A 26,538-nucleotide genomic window follows, 5' to 3' on the forward strand; every position below is an offset into this window, starting at 1 on the left:
ACCAATAAAACTATGTTACGTGATTTTACCAGTCGAGAGGAATTAATAGCTTACCTGCACGAACAATTCCCCAAAGCCGCAGAAAGAGATGATCACATTAGCAGCACTGTGGGAGGAAGGAAAGCAGCAGCAGAAAAACTCAAGAAAGTTGATCCTATCACTTACGCAAAAACACGTAATTCTTTAACTGGTGCAGTTACTAGATTATCACCTTATATTCGTTACGGCGTATTGAGTTTACGAGAAATTCGAGAAGATATCCTGGCGCGTGTGGAAAATCGAGAAAATGCGACTAAACTAATTAATGAATTAGCTTGGCGCGACTACTGGCAAAGGTTATATGCTAAACTAGGAAACAATATTTGGCAAAATCAAGAAGAATACAAAACCGGCTATAAACCAGCAGACTACGCAGTAGAGTTACCGGAAGATATCACGGAAGGGAAGACAGGACTGGTTTGTATTGATAGTTTTAGTCAGGAGTTGCGAGAAACTGGCTATATACACAATCACATCAGAATGTGGTTAGCAGCTTATATTATCCATTGGCGACGTATTCAATGGCAAGCCGGCGCAAAATGGTTTTTACAACATTTGCTAGATGGCGACCCAGCAAGTAATAATATGTCATGGCAATGGGTAGCGAGTACCTTTAGCCACAAACCTTATTTTTTCAATCGGGAAAATTTAGAACGTTACACAGAAGGGGTTTATTGTCGTCAATGTCCGCTGTATGGAAATTGTGATTTTGAAGGTAGTTATGAGGAGTTGGAAGCGCGACTTTTTCCGAACGGTGAGTTTAGTAAAAAGCCGAATAGTCAAAGTTGGCAAAAGGGGAAAAAAGGCAGGTAAAATTTTAATTTGTCAGAATCAGGATGACCAGGATATAAGTTTGCATCTGAAGTTTCGTATTTTGATATTTTTGTGATGTTAAGACTTGACAAGACGAAAAATTTGTTGTACACTTATGTTATGAGTGGAAATCTGTGGGTGCAATATATATAGGGTTTTTAATCAATCACGAAGACACGTTCACCGAAGGTGTTCCCTAAGGGTAGGACACGAAGGAAGAAAAGAAGTTTCTTGTTTTTTTTGGCGATCGCATATGATCACAAAAATCCCAACCACCAATTTATCAACCACATCCTGTACATCCTTAAATCTTGGTTATCCTGATTCTGACAAATTTTTAGACTTGACAAGTCGAAAAGATTATTGTACACTTATGTTATGAGTGGGAATCTGTGGGCGCAATATATATAGGGTTTTAAACTTCCAACACCGTCATTTTCACCCACATTAAAAAATCCCCACAACAAATTTATCAATCACATCCTGTAAATCCTCAAATCCTGGACATCCTGATTAAGACAGAAGAAATCCCCAACTTCCAAAAAACAATCATTCAATCACATCCTGTAAATCCTCAAATCCTGTAAATGTAAATCCTGATATGGCTACGCCACGCTTCGCTATCAGACAATTAATTAACAAAAGGATTTTCAATCTTTAATCCAGCAATTCCTTGAAAATCATTAACATTTCTTGTCAGTAAAACTGCGTCTTGATTTATGGCTGTAGAAGCGATAATTGCATCAGGAAGTTTAATTTTACACTGTCGTTTTAATTTGATTGTCTGATCTTCAATCTCTCGTAAAAATGGAATGGTGTTAAACTGGGATAGCAAATCTTCAATAGACTGTTCCTCCTCTTTTGATAAACCTGAAAAACTCAGTAATTCAATGCGGATAATAGGTGAAACCAGAACTTCGTGCAAATTCAAGAATTTTTCTGTAAAAAATGAACTAACTGTTAATTCATCGGCTAAATAGTAAATAAAAATATTTGTATCATAAACATATCTCATTCGTCCCACTCCTGACGCAGAGTATCTAAATGAGTCAGCATTGCTTCTTTTTTATGCTTTAAAATTCCTTTAGCTTGAGTAATTTTTTCATAGTCCTTTTTCCAATGTAAAAGCATTGACTCTGGTACATCTACTGTAATTGAATCTTCATCCTGAGATACAAGATAATATCTTGGTATTTTGATTAGTGGCATAGTTTCATCTTCCTATAGGAATCATATTTGATTCTTGAAAAACACTCCGTACACTTTCCCTGTTCCCTGTTCCCCGTTCCCTGTTCCCTCTCTACACAGATAATTTCAAAAATCAAATACCAGTTCTATATTTACTTTCTCATTTCCCTGCTTCTCAGATTTATTTGGGAAATAATTATCTTGATGAATAAAAACCTTATATATATGGGCGCACACTTTCCCATTGATACCATAAGCATACCCAAAACTCGGAACACTGTCAATCCCCCAAGCTGAAATCACCAAAAATCGTTGGCTTATTGACACCATTCTCAATAATAATGAGAATAGACCCCCATCTATTGCAAAAAAACTTTTTTTCTCAAATCACATACAAATAACTCATATTCTCTCTGCGACTCTGCGTGAGCAAAAAAAAGCACAAACCGAATATAATATTGATTGAACCCCAAAATAATAAACTATAAAAAAATGCCATCTACCGTTACCCTCACTATTACCACAGGGAAACTATCAGGAAAACAATATATAGAAGTTATAGATTTAGCTTTAACAGAAAAACCGCAAATATATTTTCAAACTGCGATAGAATTTAAGGAAGCTTTGTTAAAATCTATCTGATATGAATAAACCAATTATTTGGATAAATGGAGATTGTTTAAGTCCCCAAAACCCAACATTACAAGAATATCCTAACACTCCAGCAGTTTGGGTTTGGGATGATGCTTTAATAGAAGAATGGCAACTCAGTTTAAAACGCCTAACTTTTATTTATGAATGTTTACTAGAATTACCTGTAGAAATTCGTCGGGGAAACGTAGCTGAAGAAATTATCAAATTTGCTCAAGAATATGATGCTAATTTAGTTGTCACCACAAATAGTCCCAGTCCCAGATTTCAAGATATTTGTCATCAAGTTGAAAAATCTTTACAGTTAGAAGTATATGAAGTAGAAGCATTTTTCGATTATGATGGATTTATTGACTTGCAGCGATTTTCCCGTTATTGGAAAGTAGCTGAAAAATATGTTTTTGAATGAATATAAAAATTGACCTAAATAGTTAGAAAATAAATATAGCAGATTGCAGATCAATGAGGTATGGAATCAAAATTGAAACCTATACACATTAGCCTGTTTCACTCCTGACTCCTGACTCCTGATAGCGTGGCGTGGCGTAAGCCATATTCTGCTGTATAGTTCGTGATCATCACTAACCAAAATGCCTAACCTACTTGCTGACGTACAAAATTTACTCTCTGATCTGATATCCCGCTATTCCTCCCGCGTTGATTATCTGATGATTCGTTTAGAAGAAGCAGAAGGAACAGATATTTTATTGCGTGGTGACAAAGTAGAAACCCTCAGTGAAGGCATTTCTATTGGTGGCCATGTTCGTGCTTGTTATAAAGGTGGCTGGGGACTAAGTAGTTTCAACCAGTTGGTTACTATTCAAGAAAGGATAGAAGAAGCGATCGCAGCAGCTAGAATAGTGGGAGATGAAGAAACTATACTCGCACCCATTGATCCAATACAAGCTATATGTAATTTACCTCTGACAGGTATCGATCCGCGTACAGTTTCCCTAAAACAGAAAAAAGAATTGTGCGATCGCTATACTGAATTATTAAAAAGTGTTGACCCCCGCATCACCACCACCTCAGTCCGCTATGGTGATAGCGCCCAAAGAGTGATTATTGCTACCTCAGAAGGAACCCTGATTGAGCAATCTTGGCTAGATATGGAAATGCGCTTTGCGGCTACAGCCAGAAATGGCGACACCGTACAAACTGGGAGAGAAACCGTAGGTTCACGCAAAGCCTACGAAGATTTAGTAAATTTAGATCCCCAAGTTAAAAGTGCCGCTGAAAGGGCAGTTACGGCTTTATCCTTACCACCAGTCAAAGGTAACACTTATACCGTAGTGATTGATCCAATACTTAGCGGTTTATTTGTCCATGAAGCTTTTGGGCATCTTTCTGAAGCGGATATGGCCTATGAAAACCCTGATTTACTCGAAGTTATGACCCTGGGAAGGCGTTTTGGTCCCCAAGAACTGCAAATTTTTGATGGTGCTGCTCCCCAAGGCCATAGAGGTAGTTATTTTTACGATGACGAAGGCACACCTGCGACAACGACGCAATTAATCAAAGATGGGGTTTTAGTCGGAAGGTTGCATTCTCGTGAAACTGCGGGCAAATTAGCAGAAGCACCTACAGGTAATGCACGTTGTCTCGATTATCACTTTTCTCCCATTGTCAGGATGACAAATACCTGGATTGAACGAGGTAATACCCCAGTTGCCGACTTATTTACTGGTATTAAAGAAGGCGTATATGCTCGTAACTGGTTAGGTGGGATGACAAACGGGGAAATGTTCACCTTTAGCGCCGGGGAAGCTTGGATGATTAGAAATGGTAAAATAGCTGAACCTGTGAAGGATGTCACCCTTTCCGGTAATGTTTTCCAAACCCTCGCAGATATAGAAGCGATAGGTGATGATTTTTACTGGGATGAATCAGGTGGATGTGGTAAAGGTGGACAAAACGGTTTACCTGTTGGTTGCGGTGGTCCGAGTTTGCGTATTCGTGATGTAGTTGTGGGGGGAGAAAGTTAATTTCTCAAGAAGGGAACAGGGAACAGGGAACAGTTATTTGGCGTTACTGATTAAGAGTATGATTTTGTTTCACGCAGAGGCGCTCCAGTCACAGAGAGTAAGAGTTTGAAATCATTGATTTTTCAATTTCATACCCTAATTCAGCAACGCCTTCTTCTACCTCCTGACCTCCTTCCCTGACTCTGACGGGGAACGTAAATTAAAGGTTCTACTTTTCATCACCTCATCTACCTGTTGTAAAAGCGATTCTAAACTAGAAGAATTATCTAAAACCACATCAGCACGGGCAATTTTTTCTGTTATTGCTAACTGACTATTAATTCTTGCTGCGGCTTGTTCATCGGTTAAATTATTACGTTGAATTAATCTTTGCTTTTGCTGTTCTGCGGAACAAGAAACCACCCAAATTTCACTCACTAAATTTTCTAAACCAGCTTCAAATAATAGAGGAATAACTAAAACTAAAGTATTTGCAGATGATTCATGAATAGCTTGAGAAAAACAATTCCTTACATAAGGATGAATAATATTTTCTACCCAATCACGTTCTTCTGGTTGATTAAAAATTATTTCTCCCAGTTTTAGACGGTTTAAATTATCATCTGGAAGTAAAATTTCTTTACCGTAATGTTGGGCAATTTGTGCGAGGATAGGTGAACCAACAGATACTGCTTCTCTGGCATAAATATCTGCATCTAAAATCGGTAAATTATAAGTAGTAGCTAAATAATTAGCCACTGTACTTTTACCCGTAGCAATACCCCCAGTTAAACCTATTAAGCGTTTGGTCATTAGTTATTAGTTATTAGTTATTAGTCATTAGTTATTAGTCATTAGTTATTAGTCATTAGTTATTAGTCATTAGTTATTAGTCATTAGTTATTAGTCATTAGTTATTAGTTATTAATTTATATTTACCCAATCACCAATCACCAATCACCAATCACCAATCACCAATCACCAATCACCAATCACCAATCACTTACTAGCCCATTGAATAATTGCTTTGAGTAAACCATCTACAGTGTATTCTTCCGCTTCTAAATCGACACGACCAAATAAATCAAAACAAGTTTTAGAAGTTTGGGGCCCAATGGAAGCAATACAAGTTTTGTCTAAGTAATGTGTGATTCCTTCGGGAAATTTAGTTGCTGTTAATAGACAGAAAAATTGTGCAGTTTTAGAACTAGCAAAGGTAATGACATCTAAGGCGTGGTGTTGCAAAGCTATTTCTGCTGCTGGAGGAATAGTCTGGGGACAGAAAGATTCATAAGCGGGAACTTCGATGACTTCTGCACCCTTGGACGTTAATTCTTTGACTAAAACTTGTCTTCCACCGCTTTCAACTCTGGGAAATAAAATCTTTTTACCTGCTAGGTTTTCCGGAAAGTTGATAACTAAAGAATCAGCAATAAAGTGGGGAGGAATAAAATCTGGTTGAATATTGTGTTTTTTAAGACTTTGGGCTGTTTTCTGACCCACAACGGCAATTCTCACCCTAGCTAAGGCGCTTTTATCTTTACTTTTGGCTTGGAGTCTGCTAAAAAAGTAGTCTACGCCGTTAGTGGAAGTGAAAATTAACCAGTTAAAAGTTGATAACTTAGATATTGCCTGGTCTAAAGGTTGCCAGCTGGAAGGAGGACCTATTTCTAAAGCGGGTAATTCAATTACTGTAGCACCTTCGGCGGTCAGGCGATCGCTAAATTGGCTGGACTGTCCAACTGAACGGGTAACTAAGATGGTTTTACCTGCGAGGGGACAAGTGGGAGGATGGGAGGATGGGGATATAGGGATATTGCTATGCACGATTTTATAGTTGGCAGAGGAGTAATTGATAACAGTTTATATTTTTTTATGTTATGTACCAATCCTCACTAATTGGTGAATGATAATATCCGCAACTTATTATACAAATTGGGTATCTCATTATTCTATAGGAACTCCCGTAATCTTACAACTTCACCAATAACAATTACAGCAGGGGAAAGAGATAAATCAGCAGTTTGTGCCAAAATATTACCCAGTTCACCTGTCCAAACTTCTTGACTAGGAGTTCCTGCCCAACGGATGATAGCAATGGGTGTGGAGTGCAATAGCCCATATCGTAGCAGTTGATAGACTATCTCCGCTAGATTTTTTCCCCCCATCAAAATTACCAAAGTTTCTAATCTTGATAGTGCTTCCCAGTCTAAAACCTCTGGTTCATGTGCTGTCAACACAGCAAAACAGCGACTGAGAACGGTATCTGTTAGGGGTATTCCTGCTAATAAAGGTGCTGCTAACGCTGAAGATATTCCCGGTATCACTTCAAATTCACAACCAGCAGCTTTTAGGGCTTCAATTTCATAAATACAGCGTCCAAAAATAAATGGATCACCTGATTTAAGTCTAACAACTTGTTTACCTTCCAGGCAATGCTTCACCAATAAATTGTTAATTTCAACCTGGGGAGTGCTAGGTTTACCACCACGTTTACCAACATCTAATTTTAAACAATCTGCTGGTACACAGTCTAACAATTCGCTATCTACTAAAGCATCATAAATTAAAACCTCAGCAGATGCCAAGAGACGATAGGCTTTAACAGTTAAATAAGCCACATCTCCAGGACCCGCACCAACGATGTAAACTTTTTTAGTCATTAGTCATTAGTCATTAGTCATTGGTAAAAACCTCTTCCCTGTAACCTCTTCCCTGTCACCTGTCATCTGTCACCTGTTCCCTGTTCCCTGTTCCCTGTTCCCTATTTCTTTGAGAATTTTATCTATGGTTGCTGCTTTTTGAGGTTGACGCTGTTTTTGGAATAAAGCTTTTGATGTTTGTAAGTTCTTTATTGCCTCTTCTGGATTTTTTTGCAGTAGTAAAATATTTGCTAATCTCAAATAAGCATCGGCATTTTTGGGACTGCGACTAATTACAGCACTGAATAATTCTTTAGCTTCCTCAATTTTACCTTGGTAATTTAAAATATCACCCAATAATAACCGCACTACATCATTAGTAGAATTAATAGCAATCACCTTACGAAAAGCGGCTTCTGCTCCTTCATAATCTTTGGCTTGAAATAGATTAACTCCTTTTTGAAATAAATTTGAAGTTATCAACGTTTTCCAAGCAAAATAAATTAGTAAGCCTATACTGATAGCTACTAAAGATATAGCGACAATATTACTAGTGGGTGAATTTTCTAACATAATTTCAAGCTAAAGTTTAAGCTAAAATACAAGCGATAGGGAAAATTAGATATTCGATGAAAAACAGTTTCCAGATAAACTGATAAAACTGCGAAATTGCGCTTTTATCTTGTAAGTCTACCTTCCTACTTTGTCTCCACATCACAATCAAGGGTATGATATGGGTAATAAACAGAAAGATGGGGTTAACTTCAGCTATCCTGAACACACCAACAAAAATCATCCCCATATAGCAAACAGTTAACACCCAAAGGGCAAGATTAAATACTGATTGTTGTCCTAGTTGGAGGGTAAAAGTAGTAATATTGTAAAGTTTATCGCCCTCCATATCGGGGATATCTTTAAAGATAGCGATCGCAAATGTAAACACCAAAATAAATACCGTCAAAACCCATACAGCAGCAGGTATACCTTGGCTTCTTTGCAACAACCAGCTAAAATGCAAAAACAGTCCTAAATTAACAACAGTTCCTCGCACCGAAAAAATACACAATGCTGCCCAAAAAGGAAACTGCTTCAAGCGAATAGGTGGTAAAGAATAAGCAGTACCAATAATTAAACTTATTCCCACCATCCCCAATAAAAAAGGACTATTTAGCCAAGCTAAAACCAAAGCTAAAATCCCAGTAATAATGACAATTAAATTGCCTTGTTCTTTAGTAAATTCTCCTGAAGCTATAGGTAAATGAGGCTTATTAATTTTATCAATTGCCACATCTTCCAACTGATTTAAACCAACAATATAGATATTTCCAGATATGCAAGCTAACCAAGTTCCTAAAAGTTGACCTAAATGCACTCCAGAAAAACTTGTAGAAGTGACACCTAGAGTCAGCAAATATAAACCCAACACACTTAAACTTGTGCCAATAATTGTATGTGGTCGAGAAAACTTCCACAAAGCATAAAGCCAACTTCCCGGAAAAATAGGCGAATTTTGTTGAGAAAACTGATTCATTACTCGATTTTGGATTTTAGATTTTAGATTCAACCTACAGATAAATCCATAGGCTTGTAACAAATTACAAATTACAAATTATCAATTATTTCTGTCCACATAACAAACCAAACCGAATTAATCCCCGTTCATAACCTCGACGCATCAGCCCCAAAGAAAGCGCCCCTTGAATTGTACTCCAACCAGAAAACAGTAATCCCAAAAATGCCTGGGGAGTAAAAGCCGAATCAATAACCACATTCCAAAAAGGAGCAACAGCAGTTGACCAATCAGCCGTGCGAATGTTGTTTAATGGTAATTGATGAGCGATCTCCTCATACTCTGGCAACGAAATCACATAAGGCAAACAATAAACCCGATAGATATCCTGCAAATGCTTTTGCTCATCCGCAGTTAGTGGTGACTGATCCGTAGGTCGATGACACCAAGTTACCATAATCAGAGTACCACCAGGCTTTAACACCCGATAACACTCTTGCAGAAACTTAGTTTTATCTGGCATATGTTCACCACTTTCTAGCGACCACACCAGGTCAAACGAATTATCAGCAAAAGGCATTTCTTGAGCATTGGCAACCAGAAACTGACTTCTTGCACCCAAATTAGCTTCCAAGGCTCGTTGGGTCGCTCTAGTGGCTTGTACAGGGCTGAGAGTAATTCCCGTTGACTTGGCATTAAACTTTTGGGCTAAGTATAAAGAACTGCCACCAATTCCACAACCTACATCAAGGATATGGTCTGCATCCTTTACCCCTGACCAGTTCAGCAGTTCTTCGATTAAATCAATTTGCGCCTGACGACGGTCTTTTTGCTGCTTACCATCTGTACCATAATAGCCGTGGTGCATATGTTCTCCCCAAATTTGTTCCCACAAACCAGAGGAAGCATCGTAAAATTGTTGAATTTGCTGATAAAGTGTTGTACTCATGAATCTACCAGATGAAGATCAAGCCAAATTAAAAAAAACATATTGCTAGGCTACCATCTGTGTATTTAATTAGATAAGGCGATTTTGCTTTTATAGGAAAATTTTGAATTACTTATGACTGTTGCTCGCACAATCTGCTTGGGATTTTTGGCTGTCATCCTAGCAGGAACCATCCTGTTAATGATGCCTTTCTCAACTAGTAATGGTATGTGGAATGACCCAACTGTAGCACTTTTTACTTCTACTTCCGCAGTTTGTGTTACAGGTTTATCAGTAGTTGATCCTGGGACTTATTTTTCCTTTTGGGGTCAACTGTTTATGGTACTGTTGGTGCAGATTGGTGGTTTAGGATACATGACAACTACCACCTTTCTGATTTTGTTAATTGGCAGAAGATTTGACTTGCAGCAAAAAGTAGCAATTCAACAAGCTTTAGACCGTCCAGGAATGAGTGGTAGTACGCAAATTATCCGTTCAATTATAGCTACAACCATGATTTTTGAAATCACGGGTATCTTTTTATTACTACCAGTTTTTGTTCCTGAATATGGTTGGGATAAAGGATTGTGGTTAGCAATATTTCATAGTGTCAATTCTTTTAATAATGCAGGTTTTAGTCTGTTCAAGGATAATTTAATCGGTTATCAAACTTCTTTGTTAGTAGTGTTCACCGTGACAGGATTAATTATTTTTGGAGGAATTGGTTATCAGGTAATTTTAGATATGTATCTATGGTTGCGTGATAGACTGTTAAAGAAACCCAATGCCATAGTATTTTCTCTAGATTTTAAAGTAGCAACCAGTACGACTTTGTTGCTTTTAGTGTTGGGAACAGTTGCCTTTCTTTGTATAGAAGTTAGGAATCCTCAAACCTTTGGGAATTTTAGTTTTTCTGACCAATTATTATTAGCATGGTTTCAATCTGTCACACCTAGAACAGCTGGATTTAACACCATCGATATTGGCAAAATGACTGATGCAGGTTTATTTATCACCATTGCATTAATGTTTATTGGTGCAAGTCCAGGTGGTACAGGTGGAGGTATAAAAACTACTACATTGAGAGTTCTCACCAGTTGTACAAAAACTATACTCCAAGGGAAAGAAGAAGTTTTACTGTATGATCGGAAGATAGCAATATCACTGATATTAAAAGCTGTAGGTGTAGTTGTTGGTTCTCTAGCTACTGTGATTGGGGCAACAATTTTAATTAGTCTCACAGACCCGAAATTAGAGTTTATTCAAATTCTGTTTGAAGTGGTATCAGCATTTGCTACAGTAGGCTTATCTACAGGTATAACCGCTGGTGTTTCCACAGCAGCAAAACTGATTTTAATTATCACAATGTATATTGGCAGAGTCGGTGTTTTATTATCAATGTCAGCTATATTAGGTGATCCTCGTCCTAGCAGAGTTCACTATCCTGAAGAAAATTTACTTGTTGGTTAATTGGGGACTGGGGACTGGGAAGATAGGGAGTTTCATAACCCAACGACAAATGACAAATGACAAATAACTAATGACAAATTATGAACCTTTCATCATTAAAGTTTTTTCGCAGTTTACGCCAGGATAACCAGCAATTTGCTGTAATTGGGTTAGGTCGTTTTGGTCGTTCTGTTTGTTCTACACTGCATAATTTAGGTTATCAAGTTCTGGCTACAGATGTTGATGAAAAGCTAGTTTCAGAAGCATTAACTGAGGAAATAGTTAGTCATGCTGTACAACTAGACTCAACTGAACCTGCTGCACTCAAAGAAGCTGGTATTTTTGAATTTGATACAGTAATTGTGGCAATTGGTAACTATGTTCAAGAAAGCATTATTACTACTCTCAACGTGAAAGAAGCTGGAGTACCTCATGTAGTTGCTAAAGCCTCTAGTGAAGTTCACCGCAAGCTGTTAAAAAGAGTGGGGGCAGATCATGTAGTTTTCCCTGAATATGAAGCTGGTTGTGCTTTAGCAAGAACACTGACTAAACCATCAATTCTAGATCGATTTGACCTTGATCCAGATCATAGTATTGTTGAGTTGATTGTCCCTGATGAATTCCACAATAAAACTGTTGCGGAAATTCAACTTCGGAATCGTTATGGTTTAAATTTATTGGCAGTGAGTCAGGATGGTAAATTTAAAATTAATCCTGACCCATCTAAGCGATTAGAGCGGGGTTCAGCAATGGTAGTGATTGGCTGTAATAAAGATATTAATCGTTTACCAATTTGAAGGCAAGAGGCAGGAGGCAGAAATTATTAATGTGTAAAATCTAAAATCTAAAATTTTCTTCCTCCCCATCTCCCCATCTCCCCATCTCCCCATTTCCCCATCTCGCCATCTCCCAACCTCCTCAGCTATAATTTCACTTCTGATTTGAGTTGGAATTTGTTGGTTCTGTTGGCATTTGTTCTGGCTGTGGTAGCTGTAGTTGAAAGGTATTAGGCTCATTAGTCGGATTAACTGGTGTTGCTTGCTCAGGTGGTGGCAACACTACATCACCGCTAGGAGTGGGAGTTGTTGTTTGATTAACTTCAGGTTTTTTTGGTGCTAAGTATTGGGAAATTTTCTGGGTCATCTCGTCAATTTTTGAGGTTTGTTCTGTATTTCCTTGTTGACCATACTCTTGACGAGCGCGTTTAAATGCTTGATTAGCTTCTTTGAGATTTCCCTGATTATATAAAGTTACTCCTAAGTTATAGTAAGCTAAAGCATTTTTGGTATTTTGGCGAATAGCTTGTTGGTAAACGGCAATAGCTTCTGAAGGTTGACCTTGAATGACTAAAAGACTGCCCAAGTTGTTATAAGCTACAGTATTTTTAGGATCAAGCTTTAAGACTTGACGATAGTTAGAAATTGCTTGTTCTGTTTGACCTTCTTGCTGGAGAGCGATCGCTAAATTCAAGTAAGCATTCACATTACTGCTATCTAAATTAATAGCTCGCTGATAAGATGCGATCGCCTCCTCACGCAGTTCTTGTTCATACAAGAGCAAACCTAGATTATAGTGAGCAGATGCCATCGTCGGATTTATGACCAAAGCTTGTCGGTAAGCAGTAATCGCTGCTTCTTTCTGTTCCTGTTTTTGCAAAGCTAACCCCAAATTGTAATAAGCCTCGCCAAAATTGGGAATAAGTCTAACTGCTTCCCCATATTCTTGTACAGCTAAATCTAGACGATTTTGCTCCATCAAGATATTGCCTAAATAATTCCGTGCCAAACCAATATTGGAATCTCGCTGCAATGCTTGACGAAAGGCTGATTCTGCACCTTGTAAGTCTTTGCGGTTATAGCGTGTAACTCCCTGTTGGTAAAACATAGCTGCATCCAAATCCTGAGAAACCACATTTTGCGCCAACAACTTACTACCAGGTAAATCAATAGCCGGTAAAGCCAACACTAAAAATGCAGAGGAAGCAAACAGAAGTCCCAATCGCTGTACAGAACTTTTGTAAAATGTTCCTTTAAATTGACTGTGTAAGCACTGATTAAATTGCAGTTTTTTAGACATATAGCAGCCCTGTATTTAAAGTTGAGATCCTCACAACATCAGAGTACCCATAACTACATCAAAAATTCACAATTCAATTCATAATTCGTAGGGAACAGGGAACAGGGAACAGGGAACAGGGAACAGGGAACAGGGAACAGGAAACAGGGAATAGGGAATAGGGAATAGGGAATAGGGAACAGGGAATAGCGAACAGGGAACAGGGAATTGGTAATTAGGTTATTCATCTTCTCAGTCCCCAATCACCAATCACCAATCACCAATCACCAATCACCAATCACCAGCATTAAGAGTTGCTGCTGGCAAAATTAGCATGGCATCACCAAAGGAATAGAAACGATATTGAGATGCGATCGCTTGTTGATAAATCTTCAACAACCTTTCTCTACCAATCAAGGCGCTTACCAGCATCAGCAAACTAGAACGGGGTAGGTGAAAATTGGTAATTAAACCCTCTACCACCTGCCATTGATAACCAGGATAAATAAATAAATTTACCTTACCCACATAAGGTTGTAAAGACCCAGATTGTGCAGCACCTTCTAAAGCCCGGACTACTGTAGTACCAACAGCAATAATTCGCCCTCCAGCAGCTTTAGTAGCGCGGATTTGCTCTACTGTGGCGGCGCTAACTTCAATCCATTCTGCGTGCATTTGGTGAGTAGTCACATCTTCCACTTCCACAGGACGAAAAGTACCGACTCCCACGTGCAGAGTTAAAAAAGCTTGATTAATGCCGCGATCGCGCAATTTTTGGAAAAGCTCTGGTGTAAAGTGTAAACCTGCCGTTGGTGCAGCGATCGCTCCTTGTTCCTGAGCGTATACAGTTTGATACTGTTCATCAGCAGCAGTTGACGCATTGATATAAGGAGGCAAAGGTATTTCCCCAAATTTCTCCAACACCTGCACTAAAGACATATTCTCCGGTACATCAAACTGCAACAACCGCCCCCCAGTTGCTTCATCTCTTTCCACAACTGTAGCCCTCAGTTCAGTACCCAAGGCTGATCTGTCCCCATCAAAAATAATCTTAGTTCCCACCTTGAAGTGCTTTCCTGGCTTCACCAAAGCTAACCAACAGTTATGCTGTCTTTCTTCCAACAGCAACACTTCCACCACAGCCCCCGTAGACTTGCGACCATACAACCTTGCTGGAATAACTTTTGTATTATTCATCACTAACAAATCCCCCGGTTGTAGGAGTTCAGACAAATCCCGGAAAATGTAGTTGAGGGCTGGTGTTTCCTTACCTGTATTGGGAGAATTTACCACCAGTAAACGTGAACTATCTCTGGGTACAGCCGGATTTTGGGCAATCAGTTCAGTCGGAAGTTCGTAATCATACCCAGATAATGAACGGTCTAAATCAACATCTTGAATCTCTAAGTTAGACATTTTTTCAAAGGGAACAGGTAACAGGTAACAGGTAAAAGGGAGAAAAATAACAACTGACCAATGACAAATTACCAAAATTGGGTAAATCTCCCCATACAAAAACGGGGACTTTTACCCTACCGGGAACTATCCTTTATTCAGGAAGATATAGATGTAGGATTGGATTTGATCCCAAACACCATCATGGAATATTTATATTACCTGGCAAATGCTAGTCTAACGCTCAGGGTCGTTCAACACCTGCACAGTAGACCCCAAACTCCTGTTTCCTTCATCACCGTAATTCATCAAATTGATGGTTGGGTAGTGAGAATCAAACTTAGAGAGCCTATCTCAGCCCAAGAAGATGGTGATTTTCGGGCTTTCTTCAATGAATTAGGAATTAGTTACGAGCCACCCATGAGGGTACAAATGGCACTTTGGAGCTTGGAGGCGGGACAGCATCCCGTGGATGTGATGCGTCGCTACCAAGTAGCTATTGTATCTCATGGTAGCCCAGAAAAAGAGGAAATCGAAGCATTCCGACAACAATTTGTCCGAGGTTTGGGCTATTGTCCAGAAACTTTGGCGTGAAAAGAAGTGACTGGGGACTGGGGACTGGGGACTGGGGACTGGGGACTGGGGACTGGGTAAACATTTTTCCCAAGTACCAATTACTAATTACCAATTACCAATTACCAATTACCAATTACCAATTACCAACCACTAATTAATAACTGGCATATCAAAAGCTGCTGGTATGTATTCAAGCAGCTTAAAATTATACCCAGCTATTGATAAACTAGCTAGGGATTCTGGGGTAACTAGCGTCCCCTCAAGTTTTTTTGACAAGCGTTGAGAAAAGACAATAGCCACATCAAAGCGACACGGATAATCGGCTTTTTCAGGATACTGAGCTAAAAATATTTCAGCAGTGCTACAGAGTTTTGCTTGCTTTTGTAACGTGATAGCATTTCTCCCTCCGGCATCCCAACTACCTGCACTGCGGGTTTTCACTTCTACAAATGCCAGTATTGAGTTTTGAGGATTAGGGGTTTGCTGGGTTACTGTTGCTGTTTGATCGTGATACTGGGCAATAATATCAATTTCTCCCCAGCGACAAGAAAAGCGACGGTGCAGAATTTCCCAACCTGTAGATTGTAACCATTGTGCTACTAGGTCTTCTCCTATGTCACCGATATCAGCATAATTAGATGCAGGAGGTTTAGGCATGAATTAAAAATAGTGAAAAATTACCATGAATACAAAGTATCGATTTTTGTCACTCATACTCAGTTTACTGCTTTGGGCAATTATTCCCATGACAGCATTAGTCGGTTTAACATCAACGGCTTCGGCTCTAGAATACAACAAAGAAATCTTGATTGAAGCTGATTTTTCTGGACGTGATTTAACAGATTCCAGCTTTACCAAAGCTAATCTTCGTCAGAGCAATTTCAGTGGTGCTAACTTGCGTGGTGTGAGCTTCTTTGCAGCTAATCTAGAGTCAGCAAACTTGGTAGGGGCTGATCTCACCAATGCTACTTTGGATTCTGCACGTCTGATTAAAGCAAATTTAACCAATGCAGTGTTAGAAGGTGCGTTTGCTGCTAGTGCTAAATTTGATGGTGCTATAGTTGACGGAGCAGATTTTACTGATGTACTGTTGCGTCGGGATGAGCAAGATAAATTATGCAAACTGGCTAAAGGTACTAATCCTGTAACGGGTAGGGATACACGGGATACTTTATTTTGCCCCTAGATGGTGATCAATCTTCAGGATTGAGTTAATTTGACTACAACAGTGCTGAGTGCTGTTAGCGTAACAAGAGTTATGTGTTGAGACAAAGAAAATAAAAAGAGTTATTTATGATGTATTACTCAACACAGCCTATGGGAAGGAACCCTCCAGGCGTTTAAAGCACTCAGTACTATTGAAGGAGAAGGCTGGATGTTCACCCATTTAAAAATTTTCCTACAGCTTTTTCAAGCTAGGCTATCCAGGTCCATTGTTACCTGGGTATTCACTAGTATTGTAGTTGTTGAAATAGCAATTTTGATACCATCTTACTTGCGACGAGAAGATGAACTGTTATCAAAGCTGGAGAATGTTTCTAACGAAGTTTTTTCTTCCCTTGTTTACAAACTTGAGCAAGGAGAAGATCCTGAAGAAATGTTGACCATGACAACTAAAAAACTCAAACCTGAGTCTGTGATTCTGGGAGGAGTGCTTTACCAAGCTAATGGAAAATTGGTGGAAAAATTTGGTGAGCAACCTACTATTTCCTATGATTCTTTGGGTAAAGCTAAAGTTTTTCGATGGAGAAGTCAGGATAGAAAACGCTACGATGTCGCTTGGTCTATTCCCAAACCGCAGACAAAATATATCCTGATTGTACGTCACAACTCTGCTGCTGTGCAAGTAGAATTGTATGCTTTTTTAATACGGATTGCTGGATTGGTTTTAGTGATCTCGGTTTTTGTCACCCTCTCCACGATGTTAACTTTGGGAATAACGGTAATTAGGCCAATTTTGTTGCTGCGAGATGATTTGGTAGCTGCGGGTGAAGCTATTAGTGCGGATTTAGATGATCCACCTTTTTCTACTTTATCTATTGAACGTAAAGATGAGATGGGTGAGGTGATTGAGGCTTTTAAACAAATGTTTCAAAGAGTGCGAAAAGAAATTAGCGATCGCCAAAGGATTGAAGCTTGTCTACGAGATGAACAGGAAAAGTCAGAACGCTTGCTGCTGAATATTTTACCCGCAGAGATAGCCCAACAGTTGAAGCAGGAACAAAGTCCGATTGCTAACCGATTTGATGAGGTAACAATTCTTTTTGCTGATCTTGTCAATTTTACTGGTTTAGCTGCTCAAATATCCCCGATAGAATTAGTCAACTCACTCAATCAGATTTTTTCCAGTTTTGATAGGTTAGCAGAATTTTATGGCTTAGAGAAAATCAAGACTATTGGTGATGCTTATATGGTAGTTGGTGGCTTACCTACTCCACGCTCAGATCATGCGATCGCAGTTGCTCAAATGGCGCTGGATATGCAACAGAGTATTTCTCAATTTAAAACAGCAACAGGCCAATCATTTCAACTGCGAATTGGTATTAATACTGGTTCTGTCGTTGCTGGGGTGATTGGTTTGAAAAAGTTTAGTTATGATTTATGGGGTGATGCTGTTAACCTAGCTAGTCGCATGGAATCTCACGGCGTTGTCGGTAAAATTCAAGTTTCTGAAACAACTTATCTGCACCTCAAAGATGAGTACGAATTAGAAAAGCGGGGAGAAATTCAAGTCAAGGGTAGAGGTGAAGTGACAACTTATTTTTTAATTGGTAATGGGTAATTATTACCTGTTCCCTGCTGTAATTTCTATACTGTGGTTTTTTGGACTATGCTTGGTATAATAATAAGCCAATCCGATAATTGCAACTATTACTGTAATTAGCAGGAGTGCGATGGCTTCGCCCGCAGTAGGCATCGCAATTATCCCTTTAATTAAGTTCTGCTGTAACGGTGGAATCCGTTGCCCCAATACTCCATATACCACAGATGAGATCGCCCATAAACAGGCAACAGACAACGCTGCTAATTCACCTCTACCATTGGTGAATGCAATAATTAAGAAACTATTAAAAATAATTTTTCCTCCTTAATTAATGCTAGAAACTATTTCATAATACATCAAATAAGCTGAATTTAAATTAGCACTCTCAGTCAACAAGTGCTAAATTATAAATAAATTTTGCATAATTTTAAAAACCTGTCATTGAAGTTGTAATTCTACGTTTCTGTAGTTATATTTGAATATATAGAAATACTATAGGACTGCTATTGGAACTTTGAAAAAATTCGGTACACCTTAAATCTGAGAGAATCCTCTTGGCTCTTGCCTTTTGCCTTTTCCCACTGACAACTGATTTGGAGGACTGAATGGAATATACTTTTGACATTGTAGGAGTATCTCCAGTTTTGTACTTTTTCGATCACCAACAACAGAATATGCAAAAATCTCAGCCCCAACGTATAGAATACTTCGGAACCGATACTTGTACACTAGATGCGTTTCTAGAATCTGTGGAATCAGTTCCAGCATCTGGAGGTTGGAATTTAGATCAAGTTGTAGACACTGTGATTGAGTTTTGGTTGAACAATGCAGAAAGTATTCAATATTGGAAAACCAGGTTAAAAGATGCGGGAAGAGATAATTTACTAGTGGCTAGAGTGGCAGATATCAAAGCCTTACAAGCGGAATTTGAATCTCTACTAGATAAAAATTTGTGAATTAAACGAGGATATCTGATAAGTATCAGATTTTATCGAGATCCCCCTTACGCAATGAAAGTCCCACTTTTTAAGGGAGATTTAGGGGGTCTACAAGTATAGAACACGAAAAAGAAAAGTTTTGGGCGAATATAATATGGCTTCGCCACGCTGGCGCGAACACTACTACACAAGTAATAAAAAATCAAGGGTTTCTAACCCACGGAGGTGGGTTTTGTCTGTGCAGCCGCGAATTATATTCGGCAGGGTTAGTATGGATTGAGACTTTTCAAACACCCTCTCAGACATCCTCTAAGGAGTTAGGACTTCTGACTCCTGACTCCTGAATTCTTACCACATTTATTCGTTTTCTAATGCTTGGAGAATTTTGCGATATAAATCTTCTACTTTCTGTATTTGCATCTCACCAAGAAAAGCATAATGAGCTAAACCAGGGGCGCTATTAATTTCCAATAGAGTATAATCTACCAATGGTTGAGTAATATCAGTGGTAAGGATATCTACACCTGCTAATCTCAAACCCATATCTTTAGTGATATTAATCGCTAATTTCTGAAAATCAGGATGAATATTTTCCGTGAAATCTACTGAATCACCTCCAGTAGATAGATTAGCATTATCTAACAGATAAACTAAAGTATCTTTCCTAATTACACTATCAAAAGTGAGGTTTTGCTTGTGTAATTTTTGAATAATGCGGAAATCTTCTAAATCAATTAATATCTTTTCACCTGTCTTTATCAACTGTTCGCGTTTTGTTTCTAGTAATTGCAAAATAGTAGAATGCCCATCACCAGTTACAGATAAGGGAATTCTTTGATAAGCAGCAATTATTTCATTATCTAAAGCTAGAATTCTAAAGTCATTACCATTATAAAATCTTTCTACTATTAGTCCAGGATGAATATTAAAAATTTTTTCTGCAACTTGATAGTATTCAGATTGGTCAGATACTTTCGTAACTAAGATTCCTAAACTGAGATTTAACGGTTTAACAATTACAGGTAATCCTAATTCTTGGACATAATCCCAACCATCATGGATATTTCTAGGGTTGGCTATTTTTGCACACATTTTTTCATTAAAAAATGTTTTACCCTCTGTAACTCTGTAACCAAGTTGCTGCAAAAAATAATTCGAGAAGCCTTTATCCTGAGCTAAATATGCAGAACCAAAACCATTAATATTGAGTCTAGTATTATCAAAAACGGTTTTTTTCCCATTTTCAAAAGTAATATGTCCAATTAATTCATATTCAGGTTCAATTAAAACAGTAGCACCCATTTCTATAGCTACTTTTTTTAAAATTGATGTAGTTAATCTCATATAGCATTCCTGTGATAACTGTAAACTTTATCCTAGAGATAGGTAAGGGAGAATACGCAACATATTTTCTCACATATTATTGAGGAATGCTATATGTATTGAGAAATTGATATTTAAGTAAGATATTTAAGTAAGATGTAACTATTTTACTAGACGAGATGTGGTTTTATTTACAAAGCATTCAGCATTGTTTTAGTGAACTTGATTTGTGTATCCTGACCACTCTGTAAACTCCATTTATCTAAGTTTTCTTGCCTAGTAAAAACAAATGTGTTGCACTAAGTATTGACAATCCAAGAATTATGTAATAACAAGGTGGCATCATCAATTAAAGGCGCTAGTGCTATCCCCCCTAAGAGACGCACTAACGCCAATCAATCAAATTCATACGGATAATATAATCATGCCACAAAACACAGATTACAAAGATACCAAATCAACAAATCAGGCAATTTCTTATAGAAATCGGCTGAATGCTTGGGCTATAGCTCGTGTGGTTGCGAATCAAGAGCGTGTGATTGTTGCTAGATTCCGTAGTCGGTCAGATGCCGACGGTTATATTCAGCACTTACGCCAAATAGTACCTGATAGTTCTTTCGAGATGTTCTTTGATTCTCAGCGGGAAGAAGCGGCAATTTAAGCTTTGAGTTGTGTGATACTCAGATCCTCGACTTCTTTGAGAAGTCGGGGATCTATCTCGTAGTTTGCGGACTTGCTAAACAGCAAGCTACTTTTTCCAATACTTTGAGTCCCTGTAAGGAACCGCGAATCAGCCGAGTAGCAGCCAGAGGTTGGCAAATTAATTTCCAGGCTAGGGGTAAAGGTTGAAGTGAACCATCGGCGCTGATAGCTGTTGTGAGGTCAGGTATATCATGGAAAGCATCATCACTGACGACTCGTAACATTGCTGTTGATACCCCAAGTTGCTGGAAAAATTCTAGAAACGCGACTCCTTCCATATCGACAACATCAGCACCGGATTTTTCATGTAAATTACGTTTTTCCTTTGCTAAGGATATCACGCGATCGCTCGTTAATCCCTTCACAAAAGATACTTTATCCCCAAGTTGGTTATGTATATCTGTGGTAAAGTTACTATCACACGCTTGCAGATTTCCTTGATAAAAACAATCTTGATAGAGAACAATATTACCAACGCTGTAACGCTGATTTAAGCTCCCACATAAACCCATCAGTAGGACTTTTTGATTTAGTTGATTTAGATGTTGGCAATTTTTTTCTAAGAATTGATACAGTGGTTGCATACCAATAGGAACAGCTATCACCTTGGATTGAAAACCAGGGACACGATTTAACCCGCTACACACGGCTTGGTATTCTGCTCCTTGGGGTACTAAAATTGTGTTAATCATGGGTAATATCAGGTCTGTTTAAATGATTGTCATATCTTGCAAGGCTGGTAATTGGTAATTGGTAATTTATAGTGGATGAATGCTCATCTCTGGCTGCTGCTGTAAATTCACTGCTTATATTTTTAGTATATAATAATGCCATACATATTTTTTTAGTTGACCCTAAGATATTATTTATACTCAGATGTAATCCAAATCTCTTTTTGTTTCGTACTATTGCTTACTTTAGATTTTATACCTTTTACAGCTTCAAAATAAGATTTGGTTATCATTACCAACTCTACGAAATAATCTGAATTCTGAATTGTATGTATATCTATGTTTGTTAATTTTTTTAAAACTCCTAAATCAAAACTTTCCCATCTTGAAGTAACTCATAGTTGGTGTGTAGCTTATGGAAAGTTGGATAATTTAACAGCAGATGTCATTTGGCAAGATGAAAAATTTGCAGTTATTTCTACACCAAAAAATTGTGCAGTTAGTCCCACCAAAAGATTTGTCGTAATTGGTGATATATGGTTAAGCAATCGAGAAAATCTACTCACAGAATTGGGGATTGATATTCATGATAATATTAGTAATCAACAAATAATTGCACAACTTTGGGAAAAATACAACTCTGGATTTCTAAACCTATTATTAGGGATGTTCAACTTAGTAGTTTGGGATAGGGAGAAGCAAATATTATATTTAGGAAGAGATGCCATAGGTAGCCGCACTTTATATTACACTACCACGGGTTCAACTCGCTGGATAGCCCCAAAATTAAGAACTCTAAACCCTTTTCACTCACATGATTTAGATCTAGTAGCATTGAGAGATTACCTCTGTTGTGCTTTCGTCCCCGGAGAAAGAACACTGTGGCAAAATGTCCGAGAAATGCGTCCCGGAACCTTAATGCAAATGCCAACAGAGGAAATTTATCAATATTGGCAACTACAAGAACAAGTTATAGATATAAATCAACCTTTAGAATGGTATAGCACAAAACTCCGTTCTTTACTGGAGCTAGTTGTACAGGAATATTTACCAAAAAACGAACCTGTAGGAGTTTTCTTATCAGGTGGTTTAGATTCAAGTAGCATTACTGCATTAGCCGCAAAAATTCATACTGCACCAGTTCATACTTATTCAATTCATTTTGGTACAGAAACTGCCAATGAATTAGAATTTTCTAATTTAGTTGCTCAACATTGCCAAACCCAACACCATATTTTAGAAATTACCTTCCGGGATATGTGGGAACGTCTACCGGAAACAATGAGTTATTTAGATGATCCTATCGGTGATCCATTAACAGTCCCAAACCTATTATTAGGAAGAATGGCAAGGGAAAATGTACAGATTACCCTCAATGGAGAAGGTGGAGATCCTTGCTTTGGTGGACCTAAAAATCAACCTATGTTGATTAATAGTTTATATGGTGCAATTAATAATCAAGATTCTCTGCAAGCTTATTTAATTTCTTTTCAAAAGTGTGCATTAGATTTACCACAACTTTTAAAACCAGAGATTTACCAAAGTATAAAAAACGAATCATCTGTATTTTCGGCTGATTTAAATTCTGATGCTAATTATTTAAATAGATTAATGTCATTGAATATTAAATTTAAAGGTGCAGATCAAATTTTAACAAAAGTGAATAACTTAACTCAAGCAGCAGATTTACAAGGTTTATCACCCTTATTTGATCAGCGAGTAGTTGATTTAAGTATGCAAATTCCCCCAGAATATAAACTTTCAGGAGTGGAAGAAAAAGCAGTTTTTAAAAAAGCTGTAAGTGATATTTTACCAGATAGCATTATTCATCGTCCTAAAAGCGGGATGATGGTTCCCGTACAACTAGGATTTAAAAAATATTGGCAACGGGAAGCGAGGAAATTGCTGTTAAATAGAAATAGTGCGATTTCACCTTATATTAATCAGGATATTTTACGTAATTGGTTAGATTTTAAAGGAGATATTTGGGGAAGATATGGTGTTAAACTATGGTTATTGGTAAGTTTGGAAATTTGGTTGCAGGTAAATAAAAAATTAGTAATTAAGTAAAAATCACTTGAGTATAAACAAACAGATTTCCCTGATACATGGCAATTTGATTTTGGTACAGATTTACTTTTATCGGCAAAATACTGGGATCATAATTTGTAAATATGTGACATCATTTAATTAACCAAAACTTTCCACCATATAAATATCATTGCCCGAATCACCAATTAAAATCATACTACTATCATCACTTTCTAAATTCAAACTTCCAGAAATACCACTTCTGAGAACTTTAATCAACATTTGCGGACTAAAAGATTCCAACTCCACAAAATTACCAGCATCTAACCAAGCTAACTCTTCATTAGATAGAGTTTGACGCACTTCTAAAGGTAATTCTGTCGATTTTTTAGCTAAAGCAGCTACATTTTGTACAAACATTCCCCGCTTATTTGCAAGAATTTGACGGGGTAATAAACCCACATCAATAATTTTTACAGCACTATTTAAAAACCAATTCTCACTGGTGCGGAGACGATGCACTAAACTCACACCTTTAGGACTACAATCATGAAGAGCAAAAACTTGTAAATTGGGGTTGCGTCGCAGCATTTCCATTGTTGTCTCAAAAATGCTTTGAGGATAACCATTAACACTAAGAACTGCACAATTATTTTCAAAGTGGAAATTATTAGCAATTAATAATTGAGCAATATTAGCACTATCACAAACAACTAACCTATCAAAACTATAAGCTGTTACATCGGGGTTAATAGATGCAGGTGCAATTTGTTCTTGTGGTGCAGGTAAAACCTTATCAATTTTACCATTAATTTGTTGCCATGTTTTTAACCAACCATCTACATAAGATTGAGTAACTAAAAATTCCTGTGGTAAATTTACTCCTTTTCCTAACTGTCGAGTTCCTAAGAATATTGACAGCATTCCTAAAATTACTACACTAGAAAAAAGTGGAAAAGAATTAAATACAAACAAGCTCGCTAATATTCCCACAACCAAAATTATTATTCCTAGAAATCGTAAATTTTTAGCACTCACTTTGCGACTAGCAGTAGTTAATTTACTTGACTTAGTGTTATTAAATAAATAGAAAATTGTCGCTGCTTGGTAAAGTAAATTAGCAACCAGAAAAGAATTAGGTAAAAAAGCACTGGTAATTCCTCCCACAAACCCAGTTACCCAAATATTGAGAAATAAATAAGTACCAAGAAATCCAGCAGTTTGAAATCCTTTTTTGCGGATACGACTATCTAAAAAATACAAAAGTTGTTTTGGTGTAAAATACAAAGTATTATTACCGGAAATATCAGCTAAGATTTTAGAAAACATGGGATCTGTAATTTTTACATTTCCCATTGTTGTTGGTTCAAAAGCAAAAGGATGGTTACACTGTTTACATCTTCCGTTGTTTGCTGTTCTGTCTTTTAAATTGTTGTCAGTTCCGCAGTTAATACATTTCATAAGTTTTTGGTAATTGTTAATTGGTAATATATGTGATTAAAGTTTTTGTGATTAACAGATGAGATGATAATAGGTACAGATCAAACTCTATTATTTGCATTATTAAACACATAGTTTATACTGTTTTTACCTAACCAAAACTTTCTACTACATAAATATCATTCCCTGTATCATCCACCAAAAGAAAACTACTATCATCACCCGTTGTTAAATTTAAACTTCCAGAAATACCACTTCTGAGAACTTTAATTAACATTTGTGGTGAAAAAGATTCTAGTTCTACAAAATTACCAGCATTTAACCATTTTAATTCTTCCTTAGTTAAATTTTGACGAATTTCTAAAGGTAACTCTTTGGATTTTTTAGCTGAAGCAGAATCATTTATTATAAATATTTCCCTGTGATTATTAATAATTTGACGTGGTAATAAACCCACATCAATAATAGTCACATCACTATTTAAAAACCACATCTCACTGGTGCGGAGATGATGCACCAAACTGACACCTTGAGGACTACTATCATGAATAGTAAAAACCTGTAAGTTGGGATTTCTGCGTAACATTTTCATTGTAGTATTAAAGATACTTTGGGGATAACCATTGATACTAAGAATTGCACAGTTATTTTCAAAGTGGAAATTATTAGCAATTAACAATTGTGCAATATTAGCACTATCACAAACTACTAACCTATCAAAACTGTAAGCGGTTACATCCGGGTTAATAGATGCTGGTTTAATTTGATTTTTTGGTTCAGGTAAAACCTTTTCAACTTTACCATTAGCTGCTTCCCATTCTTTCAACAAATCATCTACATAAGATTGAGTCACTAAAAACTTCTGTGGTAAATTTTCGACTTTTGTTACCCATTTATTTCCTAAATATATTGACAAAATTCCTAAAATTATAACAGTACAGAAAATAGGAATAGAGTTTATTAATATACTTACCAATGTTCCCACTATTATAATTAATATTCCTAAAATTTTTAAAAATCTCCCGCTTGCTTGACGAGTAGTATTATTATATTTACTGGATGTTCTAGATTTGAATAAATAGAAAATTGCTATTCCTTGATAAATTAAGTTACAAACTATAAAAGAATGAGGTAAAAAAGCACGGGTAACACCTCCCAAAATCACAGTTATAGAAACACCAAACATTATATAGGAGACGACAAGTGACAAAGGTGTCAGTGATTGTTTCCATTTTTTCCGCAAACGATTATCTAAGAAATATAAAAGCTGCTTAGGTGTAAAATATAGAGTTTCATTAGCAGAAATATTGGTTAATGTTTTAGCAAACATAAGATATGTAATTTTCATAGTTCCCACTTTTTTGGATTGAAAAACAAAAGGATGATTACATCGTTTACATCTTCAGTTATTTGCTGTTCTGTCTTTGAGGTTATTATCAGTTCCGCAGTTAATACGTTT

The 26,538-nt window shown here is 37.3% G+C and carries 26 protein-coding genes and 2 pseudogenes; 12 read left to right on the forward strand and 16 right to left on the reverse strand.

Annotated elements, in window-relative coordinates; translation table 11 throughout:
• Nucleotides 1–12: 12 nt before the first annotated feature.
• Nucleotides 13–852, forward strand: coding sequence for an FAD-binding domain-containing protein (locus tag H6G06_RS24415; RefSeq protein WP_190564654.1), 840 nt, complete (start codon nucleotides 13–15; stop codon nucleotides 850–852).
• A 631-nt stretch (nucleotides 853–1,483) separates the two neighbouring features.
• On the opposite strand, the gene H6G06_RS24420 is transcribed toward H6G06_RS24415, so the two are convergent.
• A complete protein-coding gene (locus tag H6G06_RS24420; RefSeq protein ID WP_190564655.1) occupies nucleotides 1,484–1,867 on the reverse strand; it encodes a type II toxin-antitoxin system VapC family toxin in 384 nt (127 codons plus the stop codon).
• Nucleotides 1,864–2,061, reverse strand: coding sequence for a hypothetical protein (locus H6G06_RS24425; RefSeq protein ID WP_190564656.1), 198 nt, complete (start codon nucleotides 2,059–2,061; stop codon nucleotides 1,864–1,866). The genes H6G06_RS24420 and H6G06_RS24425 overlap by 4 nt, the downstream gene beginning before the upstream one ends.
• 471 nt (nucleotides 2,062–2,532) lie before the next feature.
• On the opposite strand from H6G06_RS24425, the gene H6G06_RS24430 reads away from it, so the two are divergent.
• From H6G06_RS24430 to H6G06_RS24440, 3 genes are all read left to right on the forward strand, one after another.
• A complete protein-coding gene (locus tag H6G06_RS24430; RefSeq protein WP_190564657.1) occupies nucleotides 2,533–2,682 on the forward strand; it encodes a hypothetical protein in 150 nt (49 codons plus the stop codon).
• Nucleotide 2,683: 1 nt separating this feature from the next.
• Nucleotides 2,684–3,100 (forward strand): hypothetical protein, encoded by a 417-nt coding sequence (locus H6G06_RS24435; RefSeq protein WP_190564658.1) that lies wholly within the window; start codon nucleotides 2,684–2,686, stop codon nucleotides 3,098–3,100.
• 181 nt (nucleotides 3,101–3,281) lie between these two features.
• Nucleotides 3,282–4,676, forward strand: coding sequence for a TldD/PmbA family protein (locus H6G06_RS24440; RefSeq protein ID WP_190564659.1), 1,395 nt, complete (start codon nucleotides 3,282–3,284; stop codon nucleotides 4,674–4,676).
• A 156-nt stretch (nucleotides 4,677–4,832) separates the two neighbouring features.
• Here H6G06_RS24440 and coaE read toward each other — a convergent pair whose 3' ends face one another.
• The 5 genes and pseudogenes from coaE to H6G06_RS24470 form a co-directional block, all read right to left on the reverse strand.
• Nucleotides 4,833–5,468 carry a dephospho-CoA kinase gene (gene coaE, locus H6G06_RS24445; protein ID WP_190564660.1) on the reverse strand — a complete coding sequence of 212 codons (636 nt, stop codon included), beginning with the start codon at nucleotides 5,466–5,468 and terminating at the stop codon, nucleotides 4,833–4,835.
• A 186-nt stretch (nucleotides 5,469–5,654) separates the two neighbouring features.
• A pseudogene (gene cobA, locus H6G06_RS28180) lies at nucleotides 5,655–7,318 on the reverse strand (uroporphyrinogen-III C-methyltransferase).
• A gap of 69 nt (nucleotides 7,319–7,387) precedes the next feature.
• Entirely contained in the window at nucleotides 7,388–7,870 is a 483-nt protein-coding gene (locus H6G06_RS24460; protein ID WP_190564662.1) for a tetratricopeptide repeat protein, read from the reverse strand.
• Nucleotides 7,871–7,886: 16 nt separating this feature from the next.
• Nucleotides 7,887–8,828: a homogentisate phytyltransferase gene (locus H6G06_RS24465; protein ID WP_190564663.1), complete on the reverse strand. Its 942-nt coding sequence runs from the start codon at nucleotides 8,826–8,828 to the stop codon at nucleotides 7,887–7,889.
• Between the two features lie 85 nt (nucleotides 8,829–8,913).
• Entirely contained in the window at nucleotides 8,914–9,756 is an 843-nt protein-coding gene (locus H6G06_RS24470) for a methyltransferase domain-containing protein (protein ID WP_190564664.1), read from the reverse strand.
• A gap of 114 nt (nucleotides 9,757–9,870) precedes the next feature.
• Between H6G06_RS24470 and H6G06_RS24475 the strand changes: the two genes are divergently transcribed.
• Both H6G06_RS24475 and H6G06_RS24480 read left to right on the forward strand, forming a co-directional pair.
• Complete coding sequence (locus H6G06_RS24475; RefSeq protein ID WP_190564665.1) at nucleotides 9,871–11,205, forward strand: TrkH family potassium uptake protein; 1,335 nt, start codon at nucleotides 9,871–9,873, stop codon at nucleotides 11,203–11,205.
• 80 nt (nucleotides 11,206–11,285) lie between these two features.
• Nucleotides 11,286–11,981: a potassium channel family protein gene (locus H6G06_RS24480; RefSeq protein ID WP_190564666.1), complete on the forward strand. Its 696-nt coding sequence runs from the start codon at nucleotides 11,286–11,288 to the stop codon at nucleotides 11,979–11,981.
• 133 nt (nucleotides 11,982–12,114) lie between these two features.
• On the opposite strand, the gene H6G06_RS24485 is transcribed toward H6G06_RS24480, so the two are convergent.
• Both H6G06_RS24485 and queA read right to left on the reverse strand, forming a co-directional pair.
• Nucleotides 12,115–13,260, reverse strand: coding sequence for a tetratricopeptide repeat protein (locus H6G06_RS24485; protein ID WP_190564667.1), 1,146 nt, complete (start codon nucleotides 13,258–13,260; stop codon nucleotides 12,115–12,117).
• A gap of 270 nt (nucleotides 13,261–13,530) precedes the next feature.
• Nucleotides 13,531–14,655, reverse strand: coding sequence for a tRNA preQ1(34) S-adenosylmethionine ribosyltransferase-isomerase QueA (gene queA, locus H6G06_RS24490; protein ID WP_190564668.1), 1,125 nt, complete (start codon nucleotides 14,653–14,655; stop codon nucleotides 13,531–13,533).
• 183 nt (nucleotides 14,656–14,838) lie between these two features.
• Between queA and H6G06_RS24495 the strand changes: the two genes are divergently transcribed.
• On the forward strand, nucleotides 14,839–15,228 hold the full coding sequence (locus tag H6G06_RS24495; protein ID WP_190564692.1) for a hypothetical protein: 390 nt from the start codon (nucleotides 14,839–14,841) through the stop codon (nucleotides 15,226–15,228).
• A 132-nt stretch (nucleotides 15,229–15,360) separates the two neighbouring features.
• Here the strand turns inward: H6G06_RS24495 and H6G06_RS24500 are convergent, their stop codons facing one another.
• Nucleotides 15,361–15,867, reverse strand: coding sequence for a YraN family protein (locus H6G06_RS24500; protein ID WP_190564669.1), 507 nt, complete (start codon nucleotides 15,865–15,867; stop codon nucleotides 15,361–15,363).
• A gap of 25 nt (nucleotides 15,868–15,892) precedes the next feature.
• On the opposite strand from H6G06_RS24500, the gene H6G06_RS24505 reads away from it, so the two are divergent.
• Both H6G06_RS24505 and H6G06_RS24510 read left to right on the forward strand, forming a co-directional pair.
• Complete coding sequence (locus tag H6G06_RS24505) at nucleotides 15,893–16,396, forward strand: pentapeptide repeat-containing protein (RefSeq protein WP_190564670.1); 504 nt, start codon at nucleotides 15,893–15,895, stop codon at nucleotides 16,394–16,396.
• 294 nt (nucleotides 16,397–16,690) lie between these two features.
• On the forward strand, nucleotides 16,691–17,992 hold the full coding sequence (locus tag H6G06_RS24510; RefSeq protein ID WP_242039845.1) for an adenylate/guanylate cyclase domain-containing protein: 1,302 nt from the start codon (nucleotides 16,691–16,693) through the stop codon (nucleotides 17,990–17,992).
• 81 nt (nucleotides 17,993–18,073) lie between these two features.
• Here the strand turns inward: H6G06_RS24510 and H6G06_RS28085 are convergent.
• Nucleotides 18,074–18,265, reverse strand: a pseudogene (locus H6G06_RS28085) (hypothetical protein); the annotation flags it as partial.
• Between the two features lie 314 nt (nucleotides 18,266–18,579).
• Here H6G06_RS28085 and H6G06_RS24515 point away from each other — a divergent pair.
• Entirely contained in the window at nucleotides 18,580–18,930 is a 351-nt protein-coding gene (locus H6G06_RS24515) for a hypothetical protein (protein WP_190564672.1), read from the forward strand.
• Between the two features lie 339 nt (nucleotides 18,931–19,269).
• Here H6G06_RS24515 and H6G06_RS24520 read toward each other — a convergent pair whose 3' ends face one another.
• The gene (locus H6G06_RS24520; protein WP_190564673.1) at nucleotides 19,270–20,256 is read right to left on the reverse strand and encodes a cyanophycin synthetase; all 987 of its coding nucleotides are present in this window, start codon (nucleotides 20,254–20,256) and stop codon (nucleotides 19,270–19,272) included.
• A gap of 403 nt (nucleotides 20,257–20,659) precedes the next feature.
• Between H6G06_RS24520 and H6G06_RS24525 the strand changes: the two genes are divergently transcribed.
• Nucleotides 20,660–20,896, forward strand: coding sequence for a hypothetical protein (locus H6G06_RS24525; protein ID WP_190564674.1), 237 nt, complete (start codon nucleotides 20,660–20,662; stop codon nucleotides 20,894–20,896).
• Nucleotides 20,897–20,948: 52 nt separating this feature from the next.
• Here H6G06_RS24525 and H6G06_RS24530 read toward each other — a convergent pair whose 3' ends face one another.
• Both H6G06_RS24530 and H6G06_RS24535 read right to left on the reverse strand, forming a co-directional pair.
• Nucleotides 20,949–21,629: a phosphorylase family protein gene (locus H6G06_RS24530; RefSeq protein WP_190564675.1), complete on the reverse strand. Its 681-nt coding sequence runs from the start codon at nucleotides 21,627–21,629 to the stop codon at nucleotides 20,949–20,951.
• The gene (locus tag H6G06_RS24535; protein ID WP_190564676.1) at nucleotides 21,622–21,771 is read right to left on the reverse strand and encodes a hypothetical protein; all 150 of its coding nucleotides are present in this window, start codon (nucleotides 21,769–21,771) and stop codon (nucleotides 21,622–21,624) included. The genes H6G06_RS24530 and H6G06_RS24535 overlap by 8 nt, the downstream gene beginning before the upstream one ends.
• Nucleotides 21,772–21,947: 176 nt before the next feature.
• Between H6G06_RS24535 and H6G06_RS24540 the strand changes: the two genes are divergently transcribed.
• The gene (locus H6G06_RS24540; RefSeq protein ID WP_190564677.1) at nucleotides 21,948–23,678 is read left to right on the forward strand and encodes an asparagine synthetase B family protein; all 1,731 of its coding nucleotides are present in this window, start codon (nucleotides 21,948–21,950) and stop codon (nucleotides 23,676–23,678) included.
• 120 nt (nucleotides 23,679–23,798) lie between these two features.
• Here the strand turns inward: H6G06_RS24540 and H6G06_RS24545 are convergent, their stop codons facing one another.
• Both H6G06_RS24545 and H6G06_RS24550 read right to left on the reverse strand, forming a co-directional pair.
• Complete coding sequence (locus H6G06_RS24545; protein ID WP_190564678.1) at nucleotides 23,799–25,100, reverse strand: toprim domain-containing protein; 1,302 nt, start codon at nucleotides 25,098–25,100, stop codon at nucleotides 23,799–23,801.
• Between the two features lie 130 nt (nucleotides 25,101–25,230).
• A complete protein-coding gene (locus H6G06_RS24550; protein ID WP_242039846.1) occupies nucleotides 25,231–26,427 on the reverse strand; it encodes a toprim domain-containing protein in 1,197 nt (398 codons plus the stop codon).
• Between the last annotated feature and the right edge of the window lie 111 nt (nucleotides 26,428–26,538).

Origin of the sequence: Anabaena sphaerica FACHB-251, from assembly GCF_014696825.1 — a bacterium.
Classification (GTDB): domain Bacteria; phylum Cyanobacteriota; class Cyanobacteriia; order Cyanobacteriales; family Nostocaceae; genus RDYJ01.